The organism is Saltatorellus ferox (assembly GCA_007751475.1).
GTDB lineage: Bacteria > Planctomycetota > UBA1135 > UBA1135.
Genome location: CP036434.1, coordinates 7,062,786 through 7,083,750, shown reverse-complemented (window position 1 = coordinate 7,083,750; position 20,965 = coordinate 7,062,786). Strand labels below are relative to the sequence as shown.

The window sequence follows — 20,965 nt, the reverse complement described above, 5'->3', positions numbered from 1 at the left end:
AGAACTCGGCCTCCGGCTCGCGCACGACACCGCGGATCGGAAGTTCTTCCGGATGAGCGCTTAAGCCGGCGGGAGGGCTCGCAGTCAGACAAGGAGACCGGTCCCTTTCGGGCCGCACCCTCAGAATCCCTGATCTGCGACCTTTCGATGAAGTTCACCACCCTCGGTTTCCTCGTGCTCTGCGTTTTCCTCCCGGCCTGCAGTGGTGGCGACGGATCAGCCGATGCCTCCGAGCCCCAGGTCGAAGAAGGGATGGACACCGAGCATCGGCTTTCGATCACGGTCGACGGGACTCGTCTGGAGGCGAGCGGCCACCCCTTCGGCCCAGCGGTCCATTTCGGGGGCCGTGAGATCAACATTCAGGTCGGCGGTCCGCTGGCCTCCGCGATCGCCGCGAACAAGTCCGTGTCCCTCGGGGACTTCGACCTCAAGGCCAACGTACTCGCGAACGGCGTCGAGCCGGGTGCCTACGAGCTCGTGGGAAATCAGAACAACGTGACTCGCTCGGAGGAGCGTAAGGGCTTCATGGAGTTCTTCCTCCCGGAGTCCGAGCCGTTCCAGCACCTTCGCCCGGTCTCGGGCACACTGACGATCGAGACCGTGAAAGGGAAGGAAGAGCAGAAGCGCTATCGGCTCGAGCGCGTGACCGGGCGAATCGAGGGCCAGTTCATGGACAAGGCATTCACCGAGCACCGCGTCGAAGGCACCTTCGAGTACGTGCGCTGAATGGATCCGGAGTCCTCTCGGGGACTACCTGTCGGTTTGGGTCTTGGGTGCCGGTTGGGGCTTCGGCTTGAGCTGCGTATCGAACTCGATCTCGCCGCCGTAGCCGAGGGCCTGTAGCTTGGCCCAGATCTCGCGGTCGAGCGGCTGGTCCGGATCGTTGGGCGAGTACCGGTGACGCCACGCCTCCAGCATCTCCTCCATGGCTTCCACGCGTTCCGGGTCGTCGACGACCACCCGTTCGCCAGGATCTGCCTGCAGGTCATACAGTTCGACGGGTATGTCCATCTTCCTCAGGCGGTGCTGGCGCGGAAAGTGGGCTCGCCAGCGCTCGTCCACCGTGACGCTGAAGGACCGCGAGCAGACCGAGATCAGCGGACCGCGGGGGTCGCTGCCCTCTTCTTCGAAGAGCGCCTTGCCAGGGAGCGGCTTCGGGAGCGGCACGTTCGCGAGCGCATAGAGCGTCGGCACGACGTCGACGTGCTGCACCCACTGCGGGCGACGCACGCCGGCCGGAACGCCGGGACCATGGAACAGCAGAGGAACCCGCGTTTGCTCTTCGTGCAGCATCAGACCGTGCCTGCGGTACAGCGACGGAAAGAACACGTTCGGATCCTTGTCCGGGCTATCCGGCAGCGCGAGTCGCTCCCAGAGCCCTTCGCCATGGTCCGAGGTGACGGCGATCACGGTGTTCTCGAAGAGCTTCCGCTCTTTCAGAGCGGCGATCAACTCGCCCATCGCCGCGTCGAACTGGAGAATTTCGGAGTCGTAGAGGTTCCGCGAGGCAGAGATTCGCGCCCAGGCTTCCCCGTCGAGTGCGGTAGGCTCGGGAATCGGAGCCATCGGGCTCGGAAATGTCTCGCGTCCCCAGCGAAGAGAGCTCGCGGCACCGAGTCTTGCGCCTTCCTCGGGAGCCTCCGGAAACCGTGCGCCGCCGTCGGGGTCGAAAGGGTAGTGCGGATCGACTGGATGCAGCCACAGGAAGAACGGGCGTCCATCGCTCAGAACGCTGTCGATCCAATCGATACCCCTGCCGATGACCGGTGAAGCCGGCTCTTCGATGTAGCTCGTGAGCTGGACGTCGAAGTGATCGAACCCGCGGTGGTAGTGCAGCTTCTTGTCGAGCACCGGGTTCGCGACGATCGCACCCGTATGGAAACCTGCCTCGGAGAAGCCCTCGGCCACGTGCTTGTGGGTCGTGAGGACGGCGACGTCGGCGCGCGCCTTGATCTCGCCCGTGATCAGCATGCTCATGCTGGCGAGCGTCCACGACGACATGGCCGATGCGTGCTCGATCACGGTGCCGGTCCTCGCCAGCTCGTCGAGGTGGGGCGTGGTCTCGCGGAAGTGTCCGTAGAGGGACATCCGGTCCGCGCGAAGCGTATCGCAGACGACGAAGATGACGTTGACCGGCTTCGCTCGAGGCTGTGATCCGCCCGCCGCTTCCCCGGATTCCAGTCCGCCGCAGGCGGAAAAGAGGCTGCCCAGGATGGCGACACCTGAGGCCAGTCGTGAATGAGAGGAGCGACGCACGTCATCAGCTTGACGAGCGTCGCTCCTTTGCGCAACCGAGGTCCTCGCTCTCTACTGGGCTTCTCCCGACCCTCTACTGGGCCTCTACTTGGGCCAGGATCATCTCGCGGAACCGCGTGAAGAGGTGCGCCGAGTCGCCGGGGCCAGGAGCCGCTTCCGGGTGGTACTGGACGCTGAAGACCGGGTGGTCGCGGTGCTTCATGCCGGCGAGGCTCATGTCGTTCAGGTTCCAGTGGGTGGCCACCATCTCCGCGGGCATCGTGGACTCGTCGACCACGTAGCTGTGGTTCTGCGAGGTGATCTCGATCCTTCCCGTCGTCTCGTCGCGGACTGGATGGTTGGCCCCGTGATGACCGAACGCCATCTTCTTCGTCTTGGCGCCGAGCGCGAGGCTCAGGATCTGGTGGCCGAGGCAGATGCCGAAGACCGGCGTCTTGCCGACGAGCTCCCGCGCGGCCTCGACGGCGTAGGTGCACGCGGAGGGATCGCCCGGGCCGTTCGACAGGAAGACTCCGTCGGGATTCATGGCGAGCACCTCGGCGGCGGAGGTCTTCGCGGGAACGACGGTCACGTCGAACCCCGTGTGCACGAGGCTGCGCAGGATGTTCCGCTTGGCCCCGAAGTCGTAAGCGACGCACTTGAGCCGCTCGCCCTGCCAGCGCTCCGTCGTGGACGGGAAGGACGATTCGAACTGGCTGGTCCAGGAGTACGACTCGGCGCAGGTCACCTCGGAAGCGAGGTCGCGGCCGTCCGTGCTCACCGCGGCCTTGGCCTTCGCGACCAGCGACGCGGGGTCGGAGTCGGTGGTGGAGATCACGAACCTCAGCGAGCCTTCTTCACGGATCGCCTTGGTGATCCGGCGCGTGTCGACTCCCTCGATCGCGACGACGCCGCGCCGCCTGAGCCAGGCGTCCAGGGTCTCCGTGGCGCGGTGGTTCGAGGAGATCGACGACAGCTCCTTGATGACGAGCGCCTCGGCCCACGCGCGTCCGGACTCCATGTCCTCGTCCGCGATGCCGTAGTTGCCGATGAGCGGATAGGTCAGCACGACGCCCTGCCCGGCGTACGACGGGTCGGTCAGGATCTCCTGGTACCCGGTCATCGCGGTGTTGAAGACGAGGTCGCCGCTGGCTTCACCGTCGGCTCCGATGGAGCGCCCTTGGACGACGAGTCCGTTCTCCAGCGCGAGCCAGGCTGGCGCATCGTGTGGGCTGGACGTCAAACGAGGAGTGGAGTCGGAAGTCATGGTTCAGGGATTCAGGAGGTCGATCGTGCAGCGGCCTGTGCGTGGACGATGCGGCGGTTGATCTGGGCGGCGGCAAAGCCTGCGCCGAAGCCATTGTCGATATTGACGACGGTGACGCCGGACGCGCAGGAGTTGAGCATGCCGAGGAGTGCAGAGAGACCGCCGAAGCTGGCGCCGTAGCCCACCGAGGTAGGGACCGCGATGACGGGGCGATCGACGAGCCCGCCGACGACGCTGGGGAGCGCGCCTTCCATGCCGGCGGCGACGACGATGGCGTTGGCCTCGCGGAAGCGCGGCGCCGCGTGCAGTACGCGGTGGATGCCGGCCACGCCGACGTCGGCAAATTCCTCGACGCGGGCACCGAGGAAGCGCGCGGTGATCGTGGCCTCGCGCGCGACGCGTCCGTCGCTCGTACCTGCGCTGATGACGGCAACAAATCCCGTGGCTTCGACAGGGTCGCCGACGCTCGCGGTCCGCGCGCGGTCGTCGATCTTGACGTCGTCCCCGAAGGCAGCGCGAAGCGCGGCCTCCGCCGCGGGCTCGATGCGAGTCGCCAGGGCACGGCCGTGTTCGGCGTGAAGCGCTCGCATCACGTCGACGATCTCCTCGGGCGTCTTGCCGGCGCCGAACACGATCTCGGGATGGCCGCAGCGACGCTCACGATCGGTGTCGAGGATGCTGTGCCCCAGGTCGACCTGGCCAGAATGGGCGGTGCCCGCGAGGTTCCTCACGGCGTCGGCCCCCTGACGGGGGTCCAGGCTGCCGTTGCCCACGGCTTCCAGCAGTCGAATCAGGGTAGCCTCGTCCATGCTGGGCGGAGAGGATACCCGACTTCGAGGATAAGGAGTGCCCCAGATGGCATCTACCTGGGGGCGGCGTCCAGGTGCAGGTCGGCCACATCGCCCGCGTGGAAATGCTGCCACCCGAGCCCTGCGATCATCACCGCGTTGTCGGTGCAGTAAGCGGGCGACGGGAAGAACGATCGGATGCCCTTCTTCTCGGCCCTGGAGGCCATCAGCGCCCGCAGGCGCCGGTTGCAGGCCACACCTCCAGCCACGAGAACCTGGTCGATCCCTGCCTGCTCGGCGGCGCGCAGGGTCTGGGTGACGAGCGTATCGGCCACCGCCTCCTCGAAGGAGGCGGCGATATCGGCCCGGTCCTCGATGGCCTCGGGAGCAGGTGTGGGGTTCAGGGCATCCCCGCCCCGGATGTGGTACAGCACCGCGGTTTTCAGACCGCTGAAGGAGAACCCGATGGGCCTCGGCCCACCGCTGCCGCCCGGTGGCGTCTTCGGCGTGTAGCGCGGGAAGCGGATCGCCTCCGGATTCCCGGACTCCGCGAGCTTCGAGATCGCCGGCCCGCCAGGGTAGGGGAGCCCGAGCATCCAGGCCACCTTGTCGAAGGCCTCCCCCGCGGCGTCGTCGAGCGTCGTCGCGATGCGCTCCATGCGCCGGGGCGACCCCACGGAGTAGAGCGCCGTATGCCCGCCCGAGACCACCAGGGCGATGCAGGGGAAGCGCACGTCGGCCTGGCTCTCCATGGTCGCCGCGTACACGTGCGCCTCGATGTGATCCACGGCCACGAGGGGCAGGCCGCGCGTCCACGAGATCGCCTTCGCCGCCGAGAGTCCGACGAGCAGGGAGCCGATCAGCCCTGGCCTGGCGGTGACCGCCACGGCGCTCAGGTCAGCCAGTCCGATCCCCGCGCCGTCCAGTGCCTGCTGGATGGCTGGCGCGATGGAATCGAGGTGGATCCGGCCCGCGACTTCCGGAACGACGCCCCCGAACTTCGCGTGCTCGGCCGCCTGGCTGAAGACGACGTTCGAGAGCACATCTCGACCGTCCGCGACCACGGCGGCGGCGGTTTCGTCACAGGAAGATTCGATGCCCAGCACGAGCTGTCGTGCTGTCTGGCTGTCGGCGGAGGAACGGTTCACTGGTCGCCCTGGAGTCGATGGGGGCGCGGATTTTCCCCGCGCAAGAGCGCGAGAGCTGCCTGGAGCTGGGGGTCCTCGGGGGGTCTCGGGAGGATGGTCTCTCCGGACTCGGACTCCCAGCGGATGAGTTCGCCGATCAGCTCGGCGGGCGGATCGTAGCGAGCCAGCCAGCCGTGGATCGCGCGCCGCTGGGGCTCGTCGATCGAGACGAGGAGGTCGGGCAGGATGCCGTAGTCTCGGTCGGGGTCCGCGGTTCGCTCGAAGTTGCGGTGGCTCGGCGAATAGAAGTAGGCGCTGGTCACCTTGGCGCGGCTCCCGTATTCGGGGAACATCCGCGTGGTCTGCAGCATGCCCTTGCCGAACGTCGGTTCCCCGACGACGACGGCTGCGCGGTGGTCCTGGAGCGCGCCCGCGAGGACCTCGCTCGCGCTGGCCGAGTCGCCGTCCACGAGAACGCAGACCTTCATGCCCTCGAACAGCGCCTCGACGCCATCCGCGAGGTGCACGCTTTCGCGATGGCGGCCCTCCGACGAGACGACCACGCCCTGGGAGAGGAAGCGACCTGCCATGTGGACGGCGGCGTCGAGGACACCGCCGTAGTTGAATCGAAGATCGATCACGAGGCCAGCCACGCCGCGTTCGCGCAGGAGCATGACGGCGGCGTCGAACTCGGTCGCCGTGTTGTTGCTGAACGCGCGAACCGTCAGGTATCCCACGTCGGGCGCGTCTTCCAGGATCTCCGTGTGCCGGACCGTGGGGTCGACGAGAACTTCGGGCTCCATCGCGAGGTTGCGAACTTCGCCGTCCCGACCGATCACGCGGAGCCTGATCTCGTTCAGCCCCTTGGGATCGAGGCGCTGCCGCAGCTCCGAGCCGGAAAGCCCCGCCACGGATTCCCCTTCGACCTCCAAGATGCGGTCACCTACGCGGACGCCTGCCTTCCATGCGGGTGAATCCTCGACGGGGAACAGGATCTCGGCGTCTTCGGTCGGCGGCTTGAACACGACGCCAATGCCGCGGAAGTCGCCGTCGATCTCACGGCGCACACGCTCGGAGACCTCGCGATCGTAGTAGCGCGAATAGGGATCGAGTTCGTCGAGCATCCCGTGCAGGGCGCGCGTCGTGAGCTCCTCGGGTGTGATGTCGCGAACGAAGTGAAGCGCCGTGAAGTCGCGGATGCTCTGGAACTCCGCCGTGGCGGGATCCTCGGGCGTCGGGAACAGCCGGAAACCGATCAGGAGCAGGAGCATGCCCGCCGTCATGCCGAGCGAGAACAGCGCGATCGCCGCGGAAACGGCGCGCGATCGCTCTTGCTCGGCGGACGGGGTTTCCGGCGCTTCCATCACTTGTCGGCCGCGATCATTCCCATGACCTCGTCTGCGCTGACCCCGAGTTCGAGAAGCGCCGTCGTCGCCTGCTCGTCGTTCGGCGCCACGCCGTGCCAGCCAGGCTGGTTCTCCATGAATGACACTCCCTTGCCGATCAGCGTCTTGCAGATCAGGGCGCTGGGGCGCTCGGTCTCCTCGCGTGCCGCCACGAGGGCCGCGTCGATCGCATCGACGTCATGTCCGTCGACGTCGACGGCGTGCCAGCCGAACGCCTCGTACTTCTCGCGCAGGTCACGAACGTTCATGACGTCGCGCATGTAGCCGTCGATCTGAACGTTGTTGAAGTCGACGAGAACGGTGAGGTTGCTGGCACCGTAGTGGGCGGCCGCGGTGGCGGCTTCCCAGATCTGGCCTTCCTGGCTCTCGCCGTCGGACGATGCGCTGTACACGCGCGCGTCCCAGCCGTTGTGCTTCGCCGCGAGCGCCATACCCAGCGCCGCCGACAGACTGTTGCCGAGGCTGCCCGTCGAGAAGTCGATGCCGAGGTCGTGGTTCAGGTGGGGGTGGCCCTGGAGGAGCGAACCCATCTTGCGGAACGTCAGCAGCATCTCACGCGGGATGAGGCCTTTCTGCGAGAGCAGCGAGTAGTAGCCAGCGCACGTGTGACCGTTGCCGAGGATGAACCGATCGCGGTTCGCGGCGTGGCGATTTTCGGGTGTCAGGTCGAGGTGACGCATGAATAGCGTCGCCATGAAATCGGCCATGCCGAGCGGCCCGCCCGGGTGACCGCACTCGGCGGCATGGACCATGCGGATGGTGTCGATGCGCGTTTGAAGCGCCGCGGCCTGAACGGATTCGCGTTGTTCTTGAGTGAGTGCCATGGATCAGGCTCCCTTGCGCTTCATGAGTTCTTTCGCGCTGGCCGTGATGCCAGCGGCGTGGAGTCCGTAGTGGGCGAGCAGCTCGTCGCCGGTGCCGCTCTGTCCGAACTGGTCGTGCATCGCGCACATTTTCATCGGTACCGGATGGTTCAGCACGACCGCCTGCGCAACCGCATCGCCGAGGCCGCCGTTCTCCTGGTGTTCTTCGACGGTCAGGATCGCGCCGCAGTCGCTTGCCGCGCGCGTGATCGCCTCGACGTCGAGCGGTTTGATCGTCGACATGTTCAGGACGCGCGCCTGGATTCCTTCCCGGGCGAGCGCCTCGGCGGCTTCCATCGCAGGGGCGACGGTGACACCCATGGCGATGATCGCGAGGTCGGTGCCCTCGCGCAGCAGCGCGGCCTTCCCGAAGACGAACTCGTAGCTGTCCGCGAAGACGATCGGCGTGGAGGCGCGCGACAGCCGCACGTACACGGGACCCTCGATCTTCGCCGCGGCGTGAATGCATTGGCGCGCTTCGACGGCGTCGGCCGGCACCATCACCTTCATGTTCGGGATCACGCGCATGAGCGTGACGTCCTCTAGCATCTGGTGGGACTTACCGTCCTCGCCGACCGTGAGGCCCGCGTGCGTCGCGCAGACCTTGACGTTCAGGTTCGGCACGCACACGCTCTGGCGAATCTGCTCGTACGCCTTACCGGTAGCAAACATCGCGAAGGAACTCGCGAAGGCCGTCAGCCCCTGGGAGGCGAGGCCGGCGGCGACGCCGATCATGTTCGCCTCGGCGACGCCCATATTGAAAAAGCGTTTCGGGTAAGCCTTGCTGAAAGCCTTGGTCTTGGTCGAGCCCGAGAGATCGGCGTCGAGGACGACGATCTCGGGGTTCGCCTCCCCGAGCTCGAGCAGCGCGTTGCCATAGGCGTTGCGCGTGGCTTCGTTCTTGGGCTCGCCCGTGGCGAGGGGCGCGAGAAGGGGAGGGGCGCTCATGGGGGCTCTGGTGCGGGTCAGAGGAGTCTGTAAGGGTGTCGTGTCAACTTGTCGGATTTACCACGAAAGTCCGTGGCCGCCGTCCCCGATGGAGGACAGTGGGCCGGGCTCAGCCTGCGCCGAGGGTCCGCCTTCGGCCCCCTTCGGGGTCCCCAGCAGTATCGTGGCTACGCTCCTCGCTGGCACGCGGTTCGCTGCTGAATTCGGAGCCTGCTGCTATAAATGTGAGTCGATTGCCATGAAGCTGAACGTTCCAAACCGAGTCCTTTCCGTCCTGCCCCCCGCTCCGCTCCTGACGGCGGGGCTCTTTCTTGCCCTCCTCACGCCCCAGCTTTCGGCGTCGCCCGCGCCGCAGAAGCGAGATGCGAAGGAGCAGCCGAAGGGGGTCGCGCTCATCAAGAGCACCTTCCAGAAGGTGGACAAGGATCAGGACGGCTCCGTCTCCGTCGCGGAGTCGCAGAACGCGCGGATTCCGAGCGCTCTCTTCGACGAGCACGACGTCGATGGCACGAAGTCGCTGAACGCGGACGAGTTCGTGGTCCTCTACAAGGATCTCCTCGTGAAGGCCAACAAGCCCGTCACCCAGGATCTCGTGAGCGAGGTGGCGCGGATCCAGGCCCGCCGTCGCGCGCTGGAGCAGGAGGCGAAGAAAGCCGAGGACGCTCGGAAAGCACAGGAGGCCAAGCGTGTGGAAGACGCACGGAAGGGCCAGGCGGATCAGAACGCGCAGGGGGCTCCGGTGACTCCCGGCGCCAAAGAGGCGCAGCCCGCCAAGCAGCAGCCGGTCAGGGGAGTGCAGTCCGCTCCGGCGCCATCGGTCGTCCCTTCCGACGCCGCCACCCCCGTCGATCCGGACGTGATCCCGGAGGCCAAGGCTCCCGTAGCTGAGGTCGTCAAGGATCCTGGGGCGACGCCCGAGGAAACCGCCAAGCGCGTGGAAGAAGCCCGTCGAAAGCAGGCGGACCTCGATGAGACGCGGATTCGCGAAGCACGCATCAAGGCGGCCGAGCAGGCCGAGGCCCGCACCAAGGCGGGACGCATCAAGGCCGCCGAAGAGGCAGCAGCACAGGCCGAGGCTCGGACGAAAGCAGGCCGGATCAAGGCCGCCGAGCAGGCTGCCGAAGCGCGTATCCGTGCCGCCCGTGAGAAAGCAGCGGCTGAGGCTGCGGCCAATGGCTCGGGGGGAGCGCCGCCGAACCCGGGAGAATTGAAGGGTGAGCGGATTCCTGACGGCAAGGTGAAGTCGGTCAAGCGCACCGTCCAATCGGTCACTCGAAAGGGCGAGACGCCTCCTTCTGCAGGCAAGCCAGCCGCCACGCCGCCCGCCGGCGCACCCGCTGCCCAGCCTATTGGCAGGCCCGCGGCTCAACCCGCTGGCAAGCCTGCCGGTGCAGCGCCGGACAGAGCCCAGCCCGAGACGGTCAAGCCTGAGACGGTCAAGCCCGAGACCGCCAAGCCCGAGACCGTCAAGCCTGCTACGAGCAAGCCCGCCGACCGTGGTGCCGACAGGTCGAAGACAGATCCAGGCAAGGGGCGCTGAGCCCCCGCATCTCGCTCCAAGGAACGGGCCGCGCTCACCTTTCTGGTGAGCGCGGCCCATTTTTGTGTACCGGACAGGAGCGCTGGCTGTTTCGGCCAGCAATCGCTCGAGTCCTGATCCGTCAGTGGTGTCTTAGAACACGGTGCTGTCGAGCGGAGCGTTGTCCTTGATCTCGGAAGCGCCGGGCTCCCAGTGGAAGCCGCGCTCGTGCCCGCCGCCTTCACCCGGGATGATGACCCGGTTCGGGTTGTGCTCATCCACGACGCAGCCAAGTCGCTCGAACTCCTTCGAAGCCAGGCGAAGCTCGCGCTTGTGGTTCGCCAGAGCCGCCGTCAGCTGCCCGATCTTCCGGCCCGATGGGCCAGCGTTCTGCTTCTCGGCCTTCAGCTCCCGCTCGAGAGAGCGGATGGCGCGGCGACGATCGGCGACCTCTGCGAAGATCATCTCCAGCAGGGGAACGAGCTTGGAGGCGTGATCCTTATCGTATGATTGATTCATGTTGGGTCTCCTTTGGACGGACACCCTCATAAGCCGAAGCTCACGACTTTCCGAAGGGTCGAAACCTGACGAAAGTCGCGAACGCTCAGGTCCGCCGCTCCAAGCCACATCGGCTGACGGGGATGTGGGTCTGTCCGCGCGGTGTAAAGAAAATCGCCGCGCGAAGACTTGAACCGAGACGCACCTCGTTCTCGGCACCAAGAGGCGCGGTCGAGTGAGACGTGTGGTCCAGGAATCAGGCATCGCGAGAGTCCGGAGCGGACGAGCGAGCGCTCGCACACCTGCGACATTCGCGCGAAGAGCGCAGGGATCAATCGATCGACAATTCGAGCGGCGCTGTCTCGGCGTGATAAGCGTCCCAGATCGCGTCAGCCACGGCTTCGGGGGTCGCGATCTTCTCGGAGGCGAAACGGTCTTTCCAGGGCGCCAGCCCCGGCGTATCGGTGGGCCCCGGAAGAACCGTCGTGATACGGATGCCATCGTCGGCGAGATCCGCGTGAAGCGCGCGCCCGAGCCCGGCGACGCCAGCCTTCGTCGCAGCCAGCAGAGCGGCCCCCTTCATGGGATTCGCCGCGAGCTGCGCACCGATGTTGAACACGTGCGCCCGGCTCGACTCGCGCAGCGCAGGCATGGCCTCCGCGAGCACCAGATAGGGACCGGTCATGTTGACCGCGAGGAAGCGCTCCCATGCTTCGATCGTCACCTCCTCGAAGTCCGAGAACTCGACGACGCCAGCGTTGTTGACGACCACGTCGATCCTGCCCTCGAAGAAGTCGACCGCCCGGAACACGGCCGCTTCGAGGGAGCCGTGGTCGCGCAGGTTGGCCTGGCACGCCTCCCCGGAGCCTCCGGCTGCCTCGATTTCGGCCACAACGGCGTCAAGGTCGGCGGACGTCCTGGCCGCGATCGCGACCATGGCCCCTTCCCGTGCGAAGCGGAGCGCGATGGCGCGCCCGATTCCCTGGGTGCCGCCGGTGATAAAGATCCGAATGGGGTCGCTCATGGGAGCGAGTGTAGCGTCCGAGGCTGGCGGAGATCGCGATCAGGCGCCGATCCTCGGGATCCTCCTGTCGCGATGCGCGACGGTCCGGGTTCCGGCGTGTCCATCCGCGGCGGGAGCCGGGTAAGCTTTCGCTACCCATGCCCACGGCCATCAACGAGAACGTCATTCGCTGGAGTGCGATCCGGCTCCCGCATCCCTCCAGGCCCGGCCAATTGGTCACCTGGAAGGTGGATGGCCCGTTTGCCCTCCGCAGCTACTATCGGCTCGAGGACACGAAGGAGGTCATCCAGCTGGACCTGTCCCATCGCCGCGAGGACGGGACGATCGAGCGCTGTCTCCACTGTGGAGGCACCCCCCTCCAGAAGGCGGCCGATCGACCTTGGGGGCCGATCGGCCTCCTCGCCGTCGTCGGGCTCGGGCTTGCGCCCTTTACCTTCGGGTTGACGGCGCTCGCGGCGGCCTATCCGATCTGGTTCCTCTGGTCGAGCAGTCCGGTGACGCAGACTTGCACCACCTGCAAGGCAGAGTTCGTGGACTTCCGGTTCGGTCCGCGGCCCTGAAACCGGGTCGACGGGCGCCTCGTTCAGTCGAAATCAGGGGAATCGTTCCGCAAAAGGGCGGTCCATCCGTTGACGCCGCCCCCTGCGCAGAAGAGAATCCCCGCCAGGCGGCGCGATAGCTCAGTTGGTAGAGCACTTGATTGAAAATCAAGGGGTCCCCGGTTCAAGTCCGGGTCGCGCCACCATCCTCCTCTCCCTGGCCCGCGCGGCACATGACCGATTCCACAGGAAGTCCGGGTCGAGTTCCGGCGCCAGCGCGCATCGGGCGCCGTGATCCCTCGAAGATCACCTTCGACTGGCAAGACGGAGTTTCGAATGGCGCCAGCGCTGCTGCGATTCGCCGTGGTTGCCCCTGCGCCCACTGCATCGACGAGCACACGGGGCGTCCGCTACTGGACCCGAGCTCGGTGCCAGACCACCTGACCCAGAAGGAAGTGGTTCTTGTCGGCAACTACGCGATCTCGATCGTGTTCAGCGACGGTCACCGCACGGGCATCTTCACCTGGGCGAACCTCCGGCGTATCGCGGACGCGGCCTCGGCGCCCGCGGCGGGCGGATCACAGTCGTGAGCGACCTCGTGGTCAACGAGCGACTCACGATCCCGTCGGCCGAGTTCACGGTGAAGACCATGAGGGCGAGCGGGCCCGGCGGCCAGCACGTCAACAAGGTGGAGACGGCGGTCGAGCTTCGCTTCGCCGTCGGTCCCAGCGCCTCCCTCAGTAATAATGAAAAGGCGAAGATCCGATCGCGACTCGGGAGTCGCCTCGTGGGGGAGGACGAGACGCTCGTCGTGCGCGCACGAGCCCAGCGATCGCAGAAGCGCAACCTCGACGACGCCTTCGAAAGGATGGCGACGCTCCTCCGCGAAGCGTTCATCACCGAGAAGGCGCGACGTGCAACGCGGCCGACCAAGGGGTCGCAGCGTCGTCGGGTCGACGCCAAGAAGCAGCGCGGCGCGCTGAAGAAGCAGCGGCGCGGCGGTGGTCACGAAGATTGAACGCGACGGATTTCCTGCAGTTCATGAGCGCCCTTTCATGAGGTGGGCCTCAGAAAAGTGCCTTCAGGGCCTGGAATTGGCCTTCGCCGTTCGCGACCATGAAAAAACTCCCCACTTTTGCGGGGAAAGAGGGACGAATCCCTCAAGCTCCGCCGAAGAACACAGCGCTTCTTGCAAGCGATTTCTTGCGTGGTAGGTCGACGGCTGACAACAGTCACGGCAACCTGTTGCGCCTCAAACCCCCATTTTCTCTTTGCTGTCTCAGCAGTCCCCTGACCACCACGCTGGTGGAATCACCATGAAGAAGCTCGTCTTTGGCGCTGCTGCGCTTTCTCTCACTGGCCTGGCCTTCGCAAACGACAGCGACTGGCAAGCTCTCGACCAGGACATCCAGGCCCTTTCCGCGAGCGTCCAAGGCCTCGAAGGAACCGGCATGAACATCGGCGGCCGGATCCGCACGTTCTACAACAACTCCGGCGACGTCACGGGCGGCACGAACGCCCAGGGCCAGGCCAACGACCTTGGCGGGTTCACCGTCAACAACGCGCGTCTCTACGCGTACGGCACCACGGCCCAGGACATCGGCTACCGCCTGGAGATCGACTTCGCCGGTCAAGGTCTCCTCGACGCCTACCTCGACATTCCGGTCGGCGGCGAGATCACGGCCCGCGTCGGTCAGTTCCGCGCGCACGTTCTCCGCGAGTCGCTGATCGACTCCGGCAACCTGTTCTTCGCCGATCGTAGCGCTCACGCCTCGCTCTTCGCCGGTCGTAGCCAGGGCCTCGCGGTCATGGGCAACTTCGACGCGTTCGACTGGGCCGTGACCATCCAGAACGGTGGCGACTCGGTCGGTGACGAGCTGTTCTTCGCCGTTCGCGCGGGCCTCGACATCCTCGGAGAGGGCACGGACCTGATCGAAGGCGCCTACGGCGCTTCGGAAGAGATGGAAGCTTCGGCTGGCATCGCGTACTTCAGCGACGAGGCCACCGACGACGCGGACGGCATCGCTGTCGAGGCCAGCCTCGCGACGAGCCAGTTCAGTGCACAGGCCGTTATCCTCAACCTCGGCGAGGGCGTGAGCACGTCCAACGCGGACGGCAACGAGAGCTATGCGGCTGGCGGACCGTTCGCTGGCGGCCTCGCGGCACTCACCGGATTCGCTGACAACACCCCGTTCGCGATCGGCGGTACGTTCATGCTGACCGAAGCGAGCTCCGACTACGGCGCTTGGGAAATCGGTGCCCGATTCCAGGACCTCGACGACGACAACTCGACCCGCATCATCGACATCGGCGCGAACTACTACGCCGACGGCCACAACCTGAAGTACATCATCAACTGGACTTCGTTCGACAGTGATGCAGGTGCCTCCCTCGACGGTGACCTGATCCGCGTCGGCGTCAACGCTCGCTTCTAAGCCGAGACCTTGACGATTGGACGGCACGTTCCGCAGCGCTCGGCGCTGCGGAACGTGCCGTCGTTTTGCGTCAGAGCGCGGCGCCGGCCGGTTCGCCCGGAGCGTCGGCGCCGTCTTGGGGCGCTTACCTTCGCTCCAGGATCGAGCGCACCTTCGCGACGTCTTCGCTGATCGCCGCCTGGAGATCGTCGAGACTGCCGAACTTCTTCTCGGGCCTGATCCGCTCGACGAACTCCAGCTCGACGCGCTGGCCGTAGAGATCCCCGTCGAAATCGAGCAGGTGGACCTCGACCAGCGTGTCCGCGTCTGGCTGTGCCACGGAGGGCCTCCGTCCGATGTTGCACGCCGCGTCGTAGCTCCCGATGCGCTCGCGTGAATCCGGTGCACCCGACGCCGCTGGCGGAGGCACCACATGGGCGCGGCAGGCGTAGACGCCGTTCGGCGGCTGAAGCTCGTGGAACAGGTTCAGGTTCGCAGTCGGAAAGCCGAGCCTGCGGCCCAGCGCTTCCCCGTGGACGACCTCGCCGTAGATCGTCACCGGTCGACCGAGCATCGACGCCGCGGACGAGAGGTCTCCGAGTTCGATGGCCTCGCGTATCACGGTGCTGGACACCGCGCGGTGGCCGACGAGCACCTTCGGCGCGATTTCGACTTCGTGCCCGCGTTCGCGCAGAGACTCCGGTCCACCCGCGCGCCCCTTGCCGAACTTGCTGTCGAAGCCGAGTACGAACGCGTGCGTATCGAGCCCCTTCTCGAGGATCTGAAGAGTGAAGTCCTCGGCGCTCGTGTCGCGGAGCTCTTCGTCGAACGTCAGCACGCAAACGTGTTCGATTCCGGCGCGCGCAAAGAGCGCGATGCGGTGTTCGATCGTCGTCAGCGTACGGGGCGCCTTGCCGAGCAGCACGGCCTTCGGGTGATCGGCGAAGGTGACGACCGTCGGCTGCGCGCAGAGTGCGCGCGCGCGCGCGACGTTCGTGCGAAGGATCGACTGGTGTCCGAGATGGACGCCATCGAAGACGCCGACGCTGGTCACCGCGCCGCGTTCATCGGGAACGAGCGCGCGCCTGTCGCGGGTGACCTTGAGCCGATGCGGCACTAGGCCTTCGCTTCGCCGTTCGATTCAGCTTCCGCAGCCGCTTCCCGCGCCTGAGCGGCCTTGAATTGGCGGTACTGATCTTTCAGCTCTTCCACCGCGTCACGGTTGCGCATCTTGTCGGCGGGCGTCATGCGATCGACGAGCAGCACGCCCTGGAGGTGGTCGTACTCGTGCTGAATGATGCGCGACAGGAAGCCGGTGAACTCCTTCTCGAACTCGTTGCCATGCTCGTCGAACCCGTGGACGAGGCAGCCGTCGGGGCGCGTGATCTCGGCGTCCACGCCAGGGAGCGAAAGGCAGCCCTCTTCATGCTTCGTCTTCTTCCCGAACGTCTTCTTGATCGTCGGGTTGATGATGGCCATGTTCCGCTCGGGTTTCTCCCGATCGCCCTCGTCGTTGAGGACGAAGAGGCGCTGGGTCAGGCCGACCTGGGGGGCGGCGAGGCCCACGCCGTGGCTCTCGAACATGCGCTCGAGCATGCCCGCCACCGTGGCGCGCAGGTCGTCGTCGAAGGCCACGACATCCTCCGTCTCCTTGCGGAGCACGGGGTCGGGGAAAAGGACGACATCGAAGGTTTTCGGCTCGGTCATGGTCCGGGGAGCGGTTCTGGGCGGGTCGGTCGAGTGGGGATGAAACCCCCGAGATGGTCGCGGGTATCATAGCCGAGGCAAAGACGACCCGAATCCCCTCCGACGGACTCTCCTTGGACTACAGCAAGCACATTCAGAAGGCCGAAGAGGCCGCCCGGCGCCGGAACTACGACTTCGCGGTTCAGCTCTACCAGCAGATCCTGGAGCTCGAGGCGGACCAGGGCGAGGCCCGCGCGGGCCTGCGCCGCGCGCTGAAGGCGCGGGAGGAAACGAAGAAAGGCGGCAAGTTCATGAAGATGATGAAGGGAGCCGGGCCGCTCACCATCGCGAAGGGCCTCGCGAAGGCTGGCAAGCACGACGCCGCCGCGAAGTCCGTCGAGACCTACCTGGCGACGGCGCCGCTGGACGTCGAGGCGAACATGCTGCTCGGGACCTCGCTGGAGGCGGCGGGGCACTTCAAGTCCTCGCTCGCGGTGTTCGAGTTCATCGCCGAGATCGACCCGAAGAACGCCGAGGGGCTCAAGCGAGCCGGCGCCATGATGGCCCGTACCGGGGAGGCGGCGAAGGCGCTCGGCTACTACGAGCGTGCGCTCGAGGTCGATCCACGGGATCGGGATGCTCTGAAGGCGCGGAAGGACCTCGCGGCGGAGGCAGCACTCGATACGGCGCGCTACGACACCGTCGGACACAGTCGCGAACAGCTGGTGGACGCGGAGGAGACGCGCCGGCTGGAGCAGTCGCGGCGCATCCACCGGACGCCCGAGGAGCTGGAGGCCGAGCTGGAGCGGCTCGAGGCGCGCTACGCGGAGGATCCGTCGGACGTGGACACGATGCTGGCGCTCGCCGAAGTCCACGAGAAGAGGCGTGACCCCGAGGCTGCTCTCGACGTTCTGGAGCGAGCGCTGACCTATCGCCAGGGTGATCGGGACCTGGAGGAGCGCGTCGGCAAGACGCGCACCAAGGCCTTGAAACGGGCCCTGGCGAAGGCCGGGAAGGACGGAAATCAGGAGAAAGCCGACAAGATCGAGGCCCGATTGCAGGCCCACGAGGTCGCCGAGATCCGTCGGAGGCTGGCGATTCACCCCGGTGATGCCGGTTTGAGGCTGGAACTGGGGCAGATCCTCCTGGCCCAGGGGGACCTCGACGAGGCCGCTGCGGAGCTCCAGAAGGCCCTTTCCGACCCCAGGAGGGCCATTGAGGCCCGCTTGACGCTCGCTCGGGTCTTCGAGGCCAAGGGATTCGGCGATCTGGCGGCCCGGGAGTTCGAAAAGGTGCTCGATGGGATGCCAGAGAACGACCAGCGCCGGCGGGAGATCTTGTATAGTCTCGCCGCTCTAGCGGAATCCGGGAGCGATCTCGAGCGAGCGAAGCGCCTCTACGCCCAGGTGTACGAGGTCGACGTGAGCTTCCGCGACGTTGCGAAGAAGATGGAAGAGCTGCGCTAGACGCAGGCTCCTCCGTCCGAAGACCCGATCTACCCTCGGCCCCGCCCAGCTCGGGCGCAGCCGAGACCCGTCTCCAACGGTATCCATCCGGACCCGACCCTGGACCTCCCGTCCCGGGCGAGCCGCCGGAGGGCACCGGCGTCCCGTTCATCGTTTTCATTCAGAGTTTTCGCTCCGAATTTCAGCACAGACATGCCAAACACGAAGCAAGCCAAGAAGCGCATGGAGACCGACGACATCCGTCGCATGCGCAACAAAGTCGTCCGTTCCTCCATGCGTTCCGCCGTCAAGAAGGTCCTTTCGGCCGAGACGACTGCTGACGCCCAAGCTGCCCTTCCGACCGCGTTCAAGCAGGTCGACAAGGCCGCGAAGAAGAACATCATCCACGACAACGCAGCGGCGCGTAAGAAGGCCCAGCTGAACCGTCACATCCAGAAGCTGAACGGCTGAGCCGAAGCGCTCTTCCGTTCGACCGAACCTCCTCGCATCTTCTGATCACGAACTTCGGGCCATGGGACGATTCGAAACGAGCTCTGCCGAGTCCTCCAAGTGGCTTCGCCCCGTGACCGTTCCGTCGAGCAAGGGGGGGGTCTTCGGTACCGTCCGCGAGCTACTGGACGACCTGCCCGGCTGGGACGTCGATTCCGTGGATGAGGAGAACCTCCGCGTTCACGTCTCGAAGAAGAACGGCTTCCTCGGTGGTACCTCGAAGATCGTCATCACGGTCTCAGGTCCCGAGGGGATCCCTTCGTCGCAGACGGACGTCAGCAGCGAATCCGACGGGCTTCTGTCGCGGGACAAGTCGAATGTGTCGACGTTCTGCCGGAAGCTCTGGATGCGCGTGACCTGAAACGAGAGAAGCCTGGCGCGGAGGACGGCTGGGTAGTGGCTCTTCGCTCTACTGGCTACTACTGAATCGCCAGCTCGAGGCGCAGCGTTCGCGTCTCACCCGGGGTGAGCGTGATGGCGTCGAAGAGACCCGGAATCTCCTCCACGGCTCCCGCGCTCGGAACGAGCGGGGTGTGGACGGGTAGCTGGCGGAAAGTGGTTTCGCCCAGTCGGTTCGTGATCGCGGTGAACGTCGTTCGATAGCCGCCGAGATCCGCCTGAAGCGTGACTTCGATGTCGCGCAGCACGGCGCCGGACGCATCGACGACCTCGACCGTCAGGGACGCGGCTGTCATCAGTCCGACCTCGGCGGTCGTCCGGCCTTCCAGCGCCGTCGCGTCCAGGGCCACGGGCGAGTACCCGGCGGCGTCGACCAGCAACCACCGCGTATCCCGCGCCTCACCGGGGAGTTCGACCTCGCCGCTGCCGTCCGTGCGCTGAATCAGGCGCGTCGTTCCCGGGAAGTCTTCGAGGCCCAGGTGGCTCTGATCGAAGGTCACGGAGCGAATCGCGGCGCCGGTGATCGGTTCACCGCTCGCGGCGTCGAAGACCCGGAACCCCAGAGGGGCCGGCGGACGTTCCAGGCTCAGCTGCACGGCGCGCGTTTCACCGCGGGCCAGTATCCCCACCTCGAGTCGTGCCGGCGGGCCCTGATCCTCGGAGCGCGCGAGGAGTTCGAGGGGAACGCCAGGTGGCACGATGAAGCGCACGAGCCCGTCCGCGTCCGTGGAGAGCTCCGTGAGCCGTCGAGCGGGCCGATACGAGGGGCCGGCCCCGGACTGAGCTCGCCACAGCCCGACCCTGGCCTCGGCGGCGGGTTTGCGGTCGGCGACGTAGAGGATCTTTGCCTGGAGGAAGGTCTCGTCGGCCTCGTCCGGCAGCGGCTCGGAATCGGTCGCGGAACCCCTCGACGCCATGGGCGGAATCCTGGCGTCAGGCGCGGCGGGCCCGAAGTCACGCCCTGACGAATCGCCAGCACGAACGGAATCGCCGCTGCTCTCGGTCGCCGGGATCGCGCCCTCCGACGCGGTCCGGAGGAGTCCGAAAACGATCAGGGAGAGACCCAGCACCACCGCGAGCAGGATCGGAATACGGGCTGATGACTTCAATGCGGTCGGATCTTGCCAAAGCCGGATGAAGGACCCACGACGTCCCTTCATCCACTGCTGTATTCTTCTCACCATGCGTGTCCCGAACAGAAACATCCGCCCCTCGCAGCCGCCCTTTACGGCGCTTCTCGACCTTCTCTGCGGGTGGCTCCTGGCGGGCATCGTCGGCGGCGGTCTCCTTTTCAGCTGCACGACCACCGGCGATCTCCCGACGCAACCGTCGACCGATGATCCGAGGGAAGAACTCCTCTCCCAGATCGACGCGGCCGACGATCTCTTCGATCAGCGCGCCTTCGATGACGCGCGCCAGCGCTACCAGGCCATCTATCTGGCGGCGAACTCGCGCCGGTACGACCGCGAGGCGGCGGAGGCGGCCGCGATGAGCGCCGTGGCGCTCACGATGAGCAACCAGGTCGACGAGGGCAAGCAGTGGCTCGACCGCGCGGAGGAGAAGGCGAACGAGTCCGACGAGCGATCGTGGTCCCGCCTGCTCCTCGCCCGCGGCGTTCAGCGCTGGAAGAACCGCGATGCGCTCACGGCACGGCGCACGTTCATCGAACTCTACAACTACTGCTTCTTGCACTCGCTCACGCCGCGCGCGATCCAGGCGGCGACGCTCGCCTCGCTGGCGAGCCAGGGGCAAGAGCAGCTCGACTGGAGCATGCGCGCCATTCAGGCCGCCCAGACGACGGGAAACATCAAGTGGCAGGCGCCGCTCTGGTCGAGCCACGCCTGGCTCCTCGACAGTCGCGGGCGCGCGGAGGAGGCGCTGGAAGCCTTCGAGAAGGCGCGGGACCTCACGGGCCGGGTCGACATCAGCCGTCTCGGCCGTCTGCAGACCGACTGGGCCTACGGCCACGGCCTCCGGATGGTGGGCAAGCTCGCCGAAGCGCGCGATCTGCTCGAGCAGACGAACGCGATCGCCCACAGCATCTACATCGCGAAGCCCTCGCCGCGCGCCGCCGAGTACCTGGGGCGCGTGCTCTGGGAGATCGGCGAGATCGACGACATGGAGGGCAACAAGGAGCGCGCCCGCGAGCGCTTCCTCGCGGCGCGATCGAAGATGCTGGAGGCCGGCGCCGCCCAGGGCGCCCCCAAGCTGGTGGAGAAGCTGGACGCGCGCCTCGAGGCCCTGGACGCTCCGCCGCCCGCGCGCCGCTTCACGACGCCCCGGCGCAACTGAGGCTG

Annotated in this window: 22 protein-coding genes and 1 tRNA gene; 11 read left to right on the top strand and 12 right to left on the bottom strand. The window is 66.4% G+C overall.

Annotated elements, in window-relative coordinates:
* The first annotated feature begins 147 nt into the window (after positions 1-147).
* Positions 148-726 carry a hypothetical protein gene (locus tag Poly30_RS25670; RefSeq protein ID WP_145204514.1) on the top strand — a complete coding sequence of 193 codons (579 nt, stop codon included), beginning with the start codon at positions 148-150 and terminating at the stop codon, positions 724-726.
* Positions 727-750: 24 nt separating this feature from the next.
* On the opposite strand, the gene Poly30_RS25665 is transcribed toward Poly30_RS25670, so the two are convergent.
* The 7 genes from Poly30_RS25665 to Poly30_RS25635 all read right to left on the bottom strand — a co-directional run bounded on the left by Poly30_RS25665 (position 751) and on the right by Poly30_RS25635 (position 8,634).
* The gene (locus Poly30_RS25665; RefSeq protein ID WP_145204511.1) at positions 751-2,256 is read right to left on the bottom strand and encodes a sulfatase family protein; all 1,506 of its coding nucleotides are present in this window, start codon (positions 2,254-2,256) and stop codon (positions 751-753) included.
* 73 nt (positions 2,257-2,329) lie between these two features.
* Complete coding sequence (gene carA / locus Poly30_RS25660) at positions 2,330-3,478, bottom strand: glutamine-hydrolyzing carbamoyl-phosphate synthase small subunit (protein ID WP_419190678.1); 1,149 nt, start codon at positions 3,476-3,478, stop codon at positions 2,330-2,332.
* Between the two features lie 35 nt (positions 3,479-3,513).
* Positions 3,514-4,311, bottom strand: a complete 798-nt coding sequence (gene larB, locus Poly30_RS25655; RefSeq protein WP_145204505.1) for a nickel pincer cofactor biosynthesis protein LarB — start codon at positions 4,309-4,311, stop codon at positions 3,514-3,516.
* Between the two features lie 53 nt (positions 4,312-4,364).
* Positions 4,365-5,438, bottom strand: coding sequence for a tRNA (adenosine(37)-N6)-threonylcarbamoyltransferase complex transferase subunit TsaD (gene tsaD / locus Poly30_RS25650; RefSeq protein WP_145204502.1), 1,074 nt, complete (start codon positions 5,436-5,438; stop codon positions 4,365-4,367).
* Positions 5,435-6,781, bottom strand: coding sequence for a S41 family peptidase (locus Poly30_RS25645; RefSeq protein ID WP_145204499.1), 1,347 nt, complete (start codon positions 6,779-6,781; stop codon positions 5,435-5,437). Before Poly30_RS25645 ends, tsaD begins: the two co-directional genes overlap by 4 nt.
* The gene (locus Poly30_RS25640) at positions 6,781-7,647 is read right to left on the bottom strand and encodes a transketolase (RefSeq protein WP_145204496.1); all 867 of its coding nucleotides are present in this window, start codon (positions 7,645-7,647) and stop codon (positions 6,781-6,783) included. Before Poly30_RS25640 ends, Poly30_RS25645 begins: the two co-directional genes overlap by 1 nt.
* A 3-nt stretch (positions 7,648-7,650) precedes the next feature.
* Positions 7,651-8,634, bottom strand: coding sequence for a transketolase family protein (locus Poly30_RS25635; protein WP_145204493.1), 984 nt, complete (start codon positions 8,632-8,634; stop codon positions 7,651-7,653).
* A 238-nt stretch (positions 8,635-8,872) separates the two neighbouring features.
* Here Poly30_RS25635 and Poly30_RS25630 point away from each other — a divergent pair, with 238 nt between their 5' ends.
* On the top strand, positions 8,873-10,174 hold the full coding sequence (locus Poly30_RS25630; RefSeq protein WP_145204490.1) for a PLC family EF-hand domain-containing protein: 1,302 nt from the start codon (positions 8,873-8,875) through the stop codon (positions 10,172-10,174).
* A gap of 132 nt (positions 10,175-10,306) precedes the next feature.
* On the opposite strand, the gene Poly30_RS28945 is transcribed toward Poly30_RS25630, so the two are convergent.
* Together Poly30_RS28945 and Poly30_RS25620 are read right to left on the bottom strand one after the other, a co-directional pair.
* Positions 10,307-10,672, bottom strand: a complete 366-nt coding sequence (locus Poly30_RS28945; RefSeq protein WP_419190676.1) for a DUF2203 family protein — start codon at positions 10,670-10,672, stop codon at positions 10,307-10,309.
* 310 nt (positions 10,673-10,982) lie between these two features.
* Complete coding sequence (locus Poly30_RS25620) at positions 10,983-11,675, bottom strand: SDR family NAD(P)-dependent oxidoreductase (protein WP_145204484.1); 693 nt, start codon at positions 11,673-11,675, stop codon at positions 10,983-10,985.
* Positions 11,676-11,812: 137 nt separating this feature from the next.
* On the opposite strand from Poly30_RS25620, the gene Poly30_RS25615 reads away from it, so the two are divergent.
* The 5 genes from Poly30_RS25615 (at position 11,813) to Poly30_RS25595 (ending at position 14,649) form a co-directional block, all read left to right on the top strand.
* Entirely contained in the window at positions 11,813-12,235 is a 423-nt protein-coding gene (locus Poly30_RS25615) for a hypothetical protein (RefSeq protein ID WP_145204481.1), read from the top strand.
* 109 nt (positions 12,236-12,344) lie between these two features.
* A tRNA-Phe gene (locus Poly30_RS25610) sits at positions 12,345-12,420 on the top strand.
* A gap of 27 nt (positions 12,421-12,447) precedes the next feature.
* A complete protein-coding gene (locus tag Poly30_RS25605; protein ID WP_145204478.1) occupies positions 12,448-12,804 on the top strand; it encodes a DUF971 domain-containing protein in 357 nt (118 codons plus the stop codon).
* Positions 12,801-13,232 carry an alternative ribosome rescue aminoacyl-tRNA hydrolase ArfB gene (gene arfB / locus Poly30_RS25600; RefSeq protein WP_419190674.1) on the top strand — a complete coding sequence of 144 codons (432 nt, stop codon included), beginning with the start codon at positions 12,801-12,803 and terminating at the stop codon, positions 13,230-13,232. Before Poly30_RS25605 ends, arfB begins: the two co-directional genes overlap by 4 nt.
* A gap of 298 nt (positions 13,233-13,530) precedes the next feature.
* Positions 13,531-14,649 (top strand): porin, encoded by a 1,119-nt coding sequence (locus tag Poly30_RS25595; protein ID WP_145204475.1) that lies wholly within the window; start codon positions 13,531-13,533, stop codon positions 14,647-14,649.
* Positions 14,650-14,773: 124 nt separating this feature from the next.
* Here the strand turns inward: Poly30_RS25595 and Poly30_RS25590 are convergent, their stop codons facing one another.
* Positions 14,774-15,745 carry a bifunctional riboflavin kinase/FAD synthetase gene (locus Poly30_RS25590; RefSeq protein ID WP_419190672.1) on the bottom strand — a complete coding sequence of 324 codons (972 nt, stop codon included), beginning with the start codon at positions 15,743-15,745 and terminating at the stop codon, positions 14,774-14,776.
* Positions 15,745-16,335, bottom strand: coding sequence for a peptide deformylase (gene def / locus Poly30_RS25585; RefSeq protein WP_145204469.1), 591 nt, complete (start codon positions 16,333-16,335; stop codon positions 15,745-15,747). Before def ends, Poly30_RS25590 begins: the two co-directional genes overlap by 1 nt.
* 113 nt (positions 16,336-16,448) lie before the next feature.
* On the opposite strand from def, the gene Poly30_RS25580 reads away from it, so the two are divergent.
* From Poly30_RS25580 to Poly30_RS25570, 3 genes are all read left to right on the top strand, one after another.
* Positions 16,449-17,780, top strand: a complete 1,332-nt coding sequence (locus Poly30_RS25580) for a tetratricopeptide repeat protein (RefSeq protein WP_419190671.1) — start codon at positions 16,449-16,451, stop codon at positions 17,778-17,780.
* Between the two features lie 192 nt (positions 17,781-17,972).
* On the top strand, positions 17,973-18,230 hold the full coding sequence (gene rpsT / locus Poly30_RS25575) for a 30S ribosomal protein S20 (protein WP_145204463.1): 258 nt from the start codon (positions 17,973-17,975) through the stop codon (positions 18,228-18,230).
* A gap of 61 nt (positions 18,231-18,291) precedes the next feature.
* Positions 18,292-18,630 (top strand): hypothetical protein, encoded by a 339-nt coding sequence (locus tag Poly30_RS25570; RefSeq protein ID WP_145204460.1) that lies wholly within the window; start codon positions 18,292-18,294, stop codon positions 18,628-18,630.
* Positions 18,631-18,688: 58 nt separating this feature from the next.
* On the opposite strand, the gene Poly30_RS25565 is transcribed toward Poly30_RS25570, so the two are convergent.
* The gene (locus tag Poly30_RS25565; RefSeq protein WP_145204457.1) at positions 18,689-19,777 is read right to left on the bottom strand and encodes a carboxypeptidase-like regulatory domain-containing protein; all 1,089 of its coding nucleotides are present in this window, start codon (positions 19,775-19,777) and stop codon (positions 18,689-18,691) included.
* A gap of 73 nt (positions 19,778-19,850) precedes the next feature.
* Between Poly30_RS25565 and Poly30_RS25560 the strand changes: the two genes are divergently transcribed.
* Positions 19,851-20,960: a tetratricopeptide repeat protein gene (locus Poly30_RS25560; RefSeq protein ID WP_145204454.1), complete on the top strand. Its 1,110-nt coding sequence runs from the start codon at positions 19,851-19,853 to the stop codon at positions 20,958-20,960.
* Positions 20,961-20,965 lie beyond the last annotated feature (5 nt).

Bases quoted from the DNA above. Each gene is read 5' to 3' on its own strand.
- Poly30_RS25670 (WP_145204514.1), top strand. From the start codon at position 148: ATGAAGTTCACCACCCTCGGTTTCCTCGTGCTCTGCGTTTTCCTCCCG.
- larB (WP_145204505.1), bottom strand. From the start codon at position 4,311: ATGGACGAGGCTACCCTGATTCGACTGCTGGAAGCCGTGGGCAACGGC.
- Poly30_RS25645 (WP_145204499.1), bottom strand. From the start codon at position 6,781: ATGGAAGCGCCGGAAACCCCGTCCGCCGAGCAAGAGCGATCGCGCGCC.
- Poly30_RS25640 (WP_145204496.1), bottom strand. From the start codon at position 7,647: ATGGCACTCACTCAAGAACAACGCGAATCCGTTCAGGCCGCGGCGCTT.
- Poly30_RS25635 (WP_145204493.1), bottom strand. From the start codon at position 8,634: ATGAGCGCCCCTCCCCTTCTCGCGCCCCTCGCCACGGGCGAGCCCAAG.
- Poly30_RS25630 (WP_145204490.1), top strand. From the start codon at position 8,873: ATGAAGCTGAACGTTCCAAACCGAGTCCTTTCCGTCCTGCCCCCCGCT.
- Poly30_RS28945 (WP_419190676.1), bottom strand. From the start codon at position 10,672: ATGAATCAATCATACGATAAGGATCACGCCTCCAAGCTCGTTCCCCTG.
- Poly30_RS25620 (WP_145204484.1), bottom strand. From the start codon at position 11,675: ATGAGCGACCCCATTCGGATCTTTATCACCGGCGGCACCCAGGGAATC.
- Poly30_RS25615 (WP_145204481.1), top strand. From the start codon at position 11,813: ATGCCCACGGCCATCAACGAGAACGTCATTCGCTGGAGTGCGATCCGG.
- Poly30_RS25605 (WP_145204478.1), top strand. From the start codon at position 12,448: ATGACCGATTCCACAGGAAGTCCGGGTCGAGTTCCGGCGCCAGCGCGC.
- Poly30_RS25595 (WP_145204475.1), top strand. From the start codon at position 13,531: ATGAAGAAGCTCGTCTTTGGCGCTGCTGCGCTTTCTCTCACTGGCCTG.
- def (WP_145204469.1), bottom strand. From the start codon at position 16,335: ATGACCGAGCCGAAAACCTTCGATGTCGTCCTTTTCCCCGACCCCGTG.
- rpsT (WP_145204463.1), top strand. From the start codon at position 17,973: ATGCCAAACACGAAGCAAGCCAAGAAGCGCATGGAGACCGACGACATC.
- Poly30_RS25570 (WP_145204460.1), top strand. From the start codon at position 18,292: ATGGGACGATTCGAAACGAGCTCTGCCGAGTCCTCCAAGTGGCTTCGC.
- Poly30_RS25560 (WP_145204454.1), top strand. From the start codon at position 19,851: ATGCGTGTCCCGAACAGAAACATCCGCCCCTCGCAGCCGCCCTTTACG.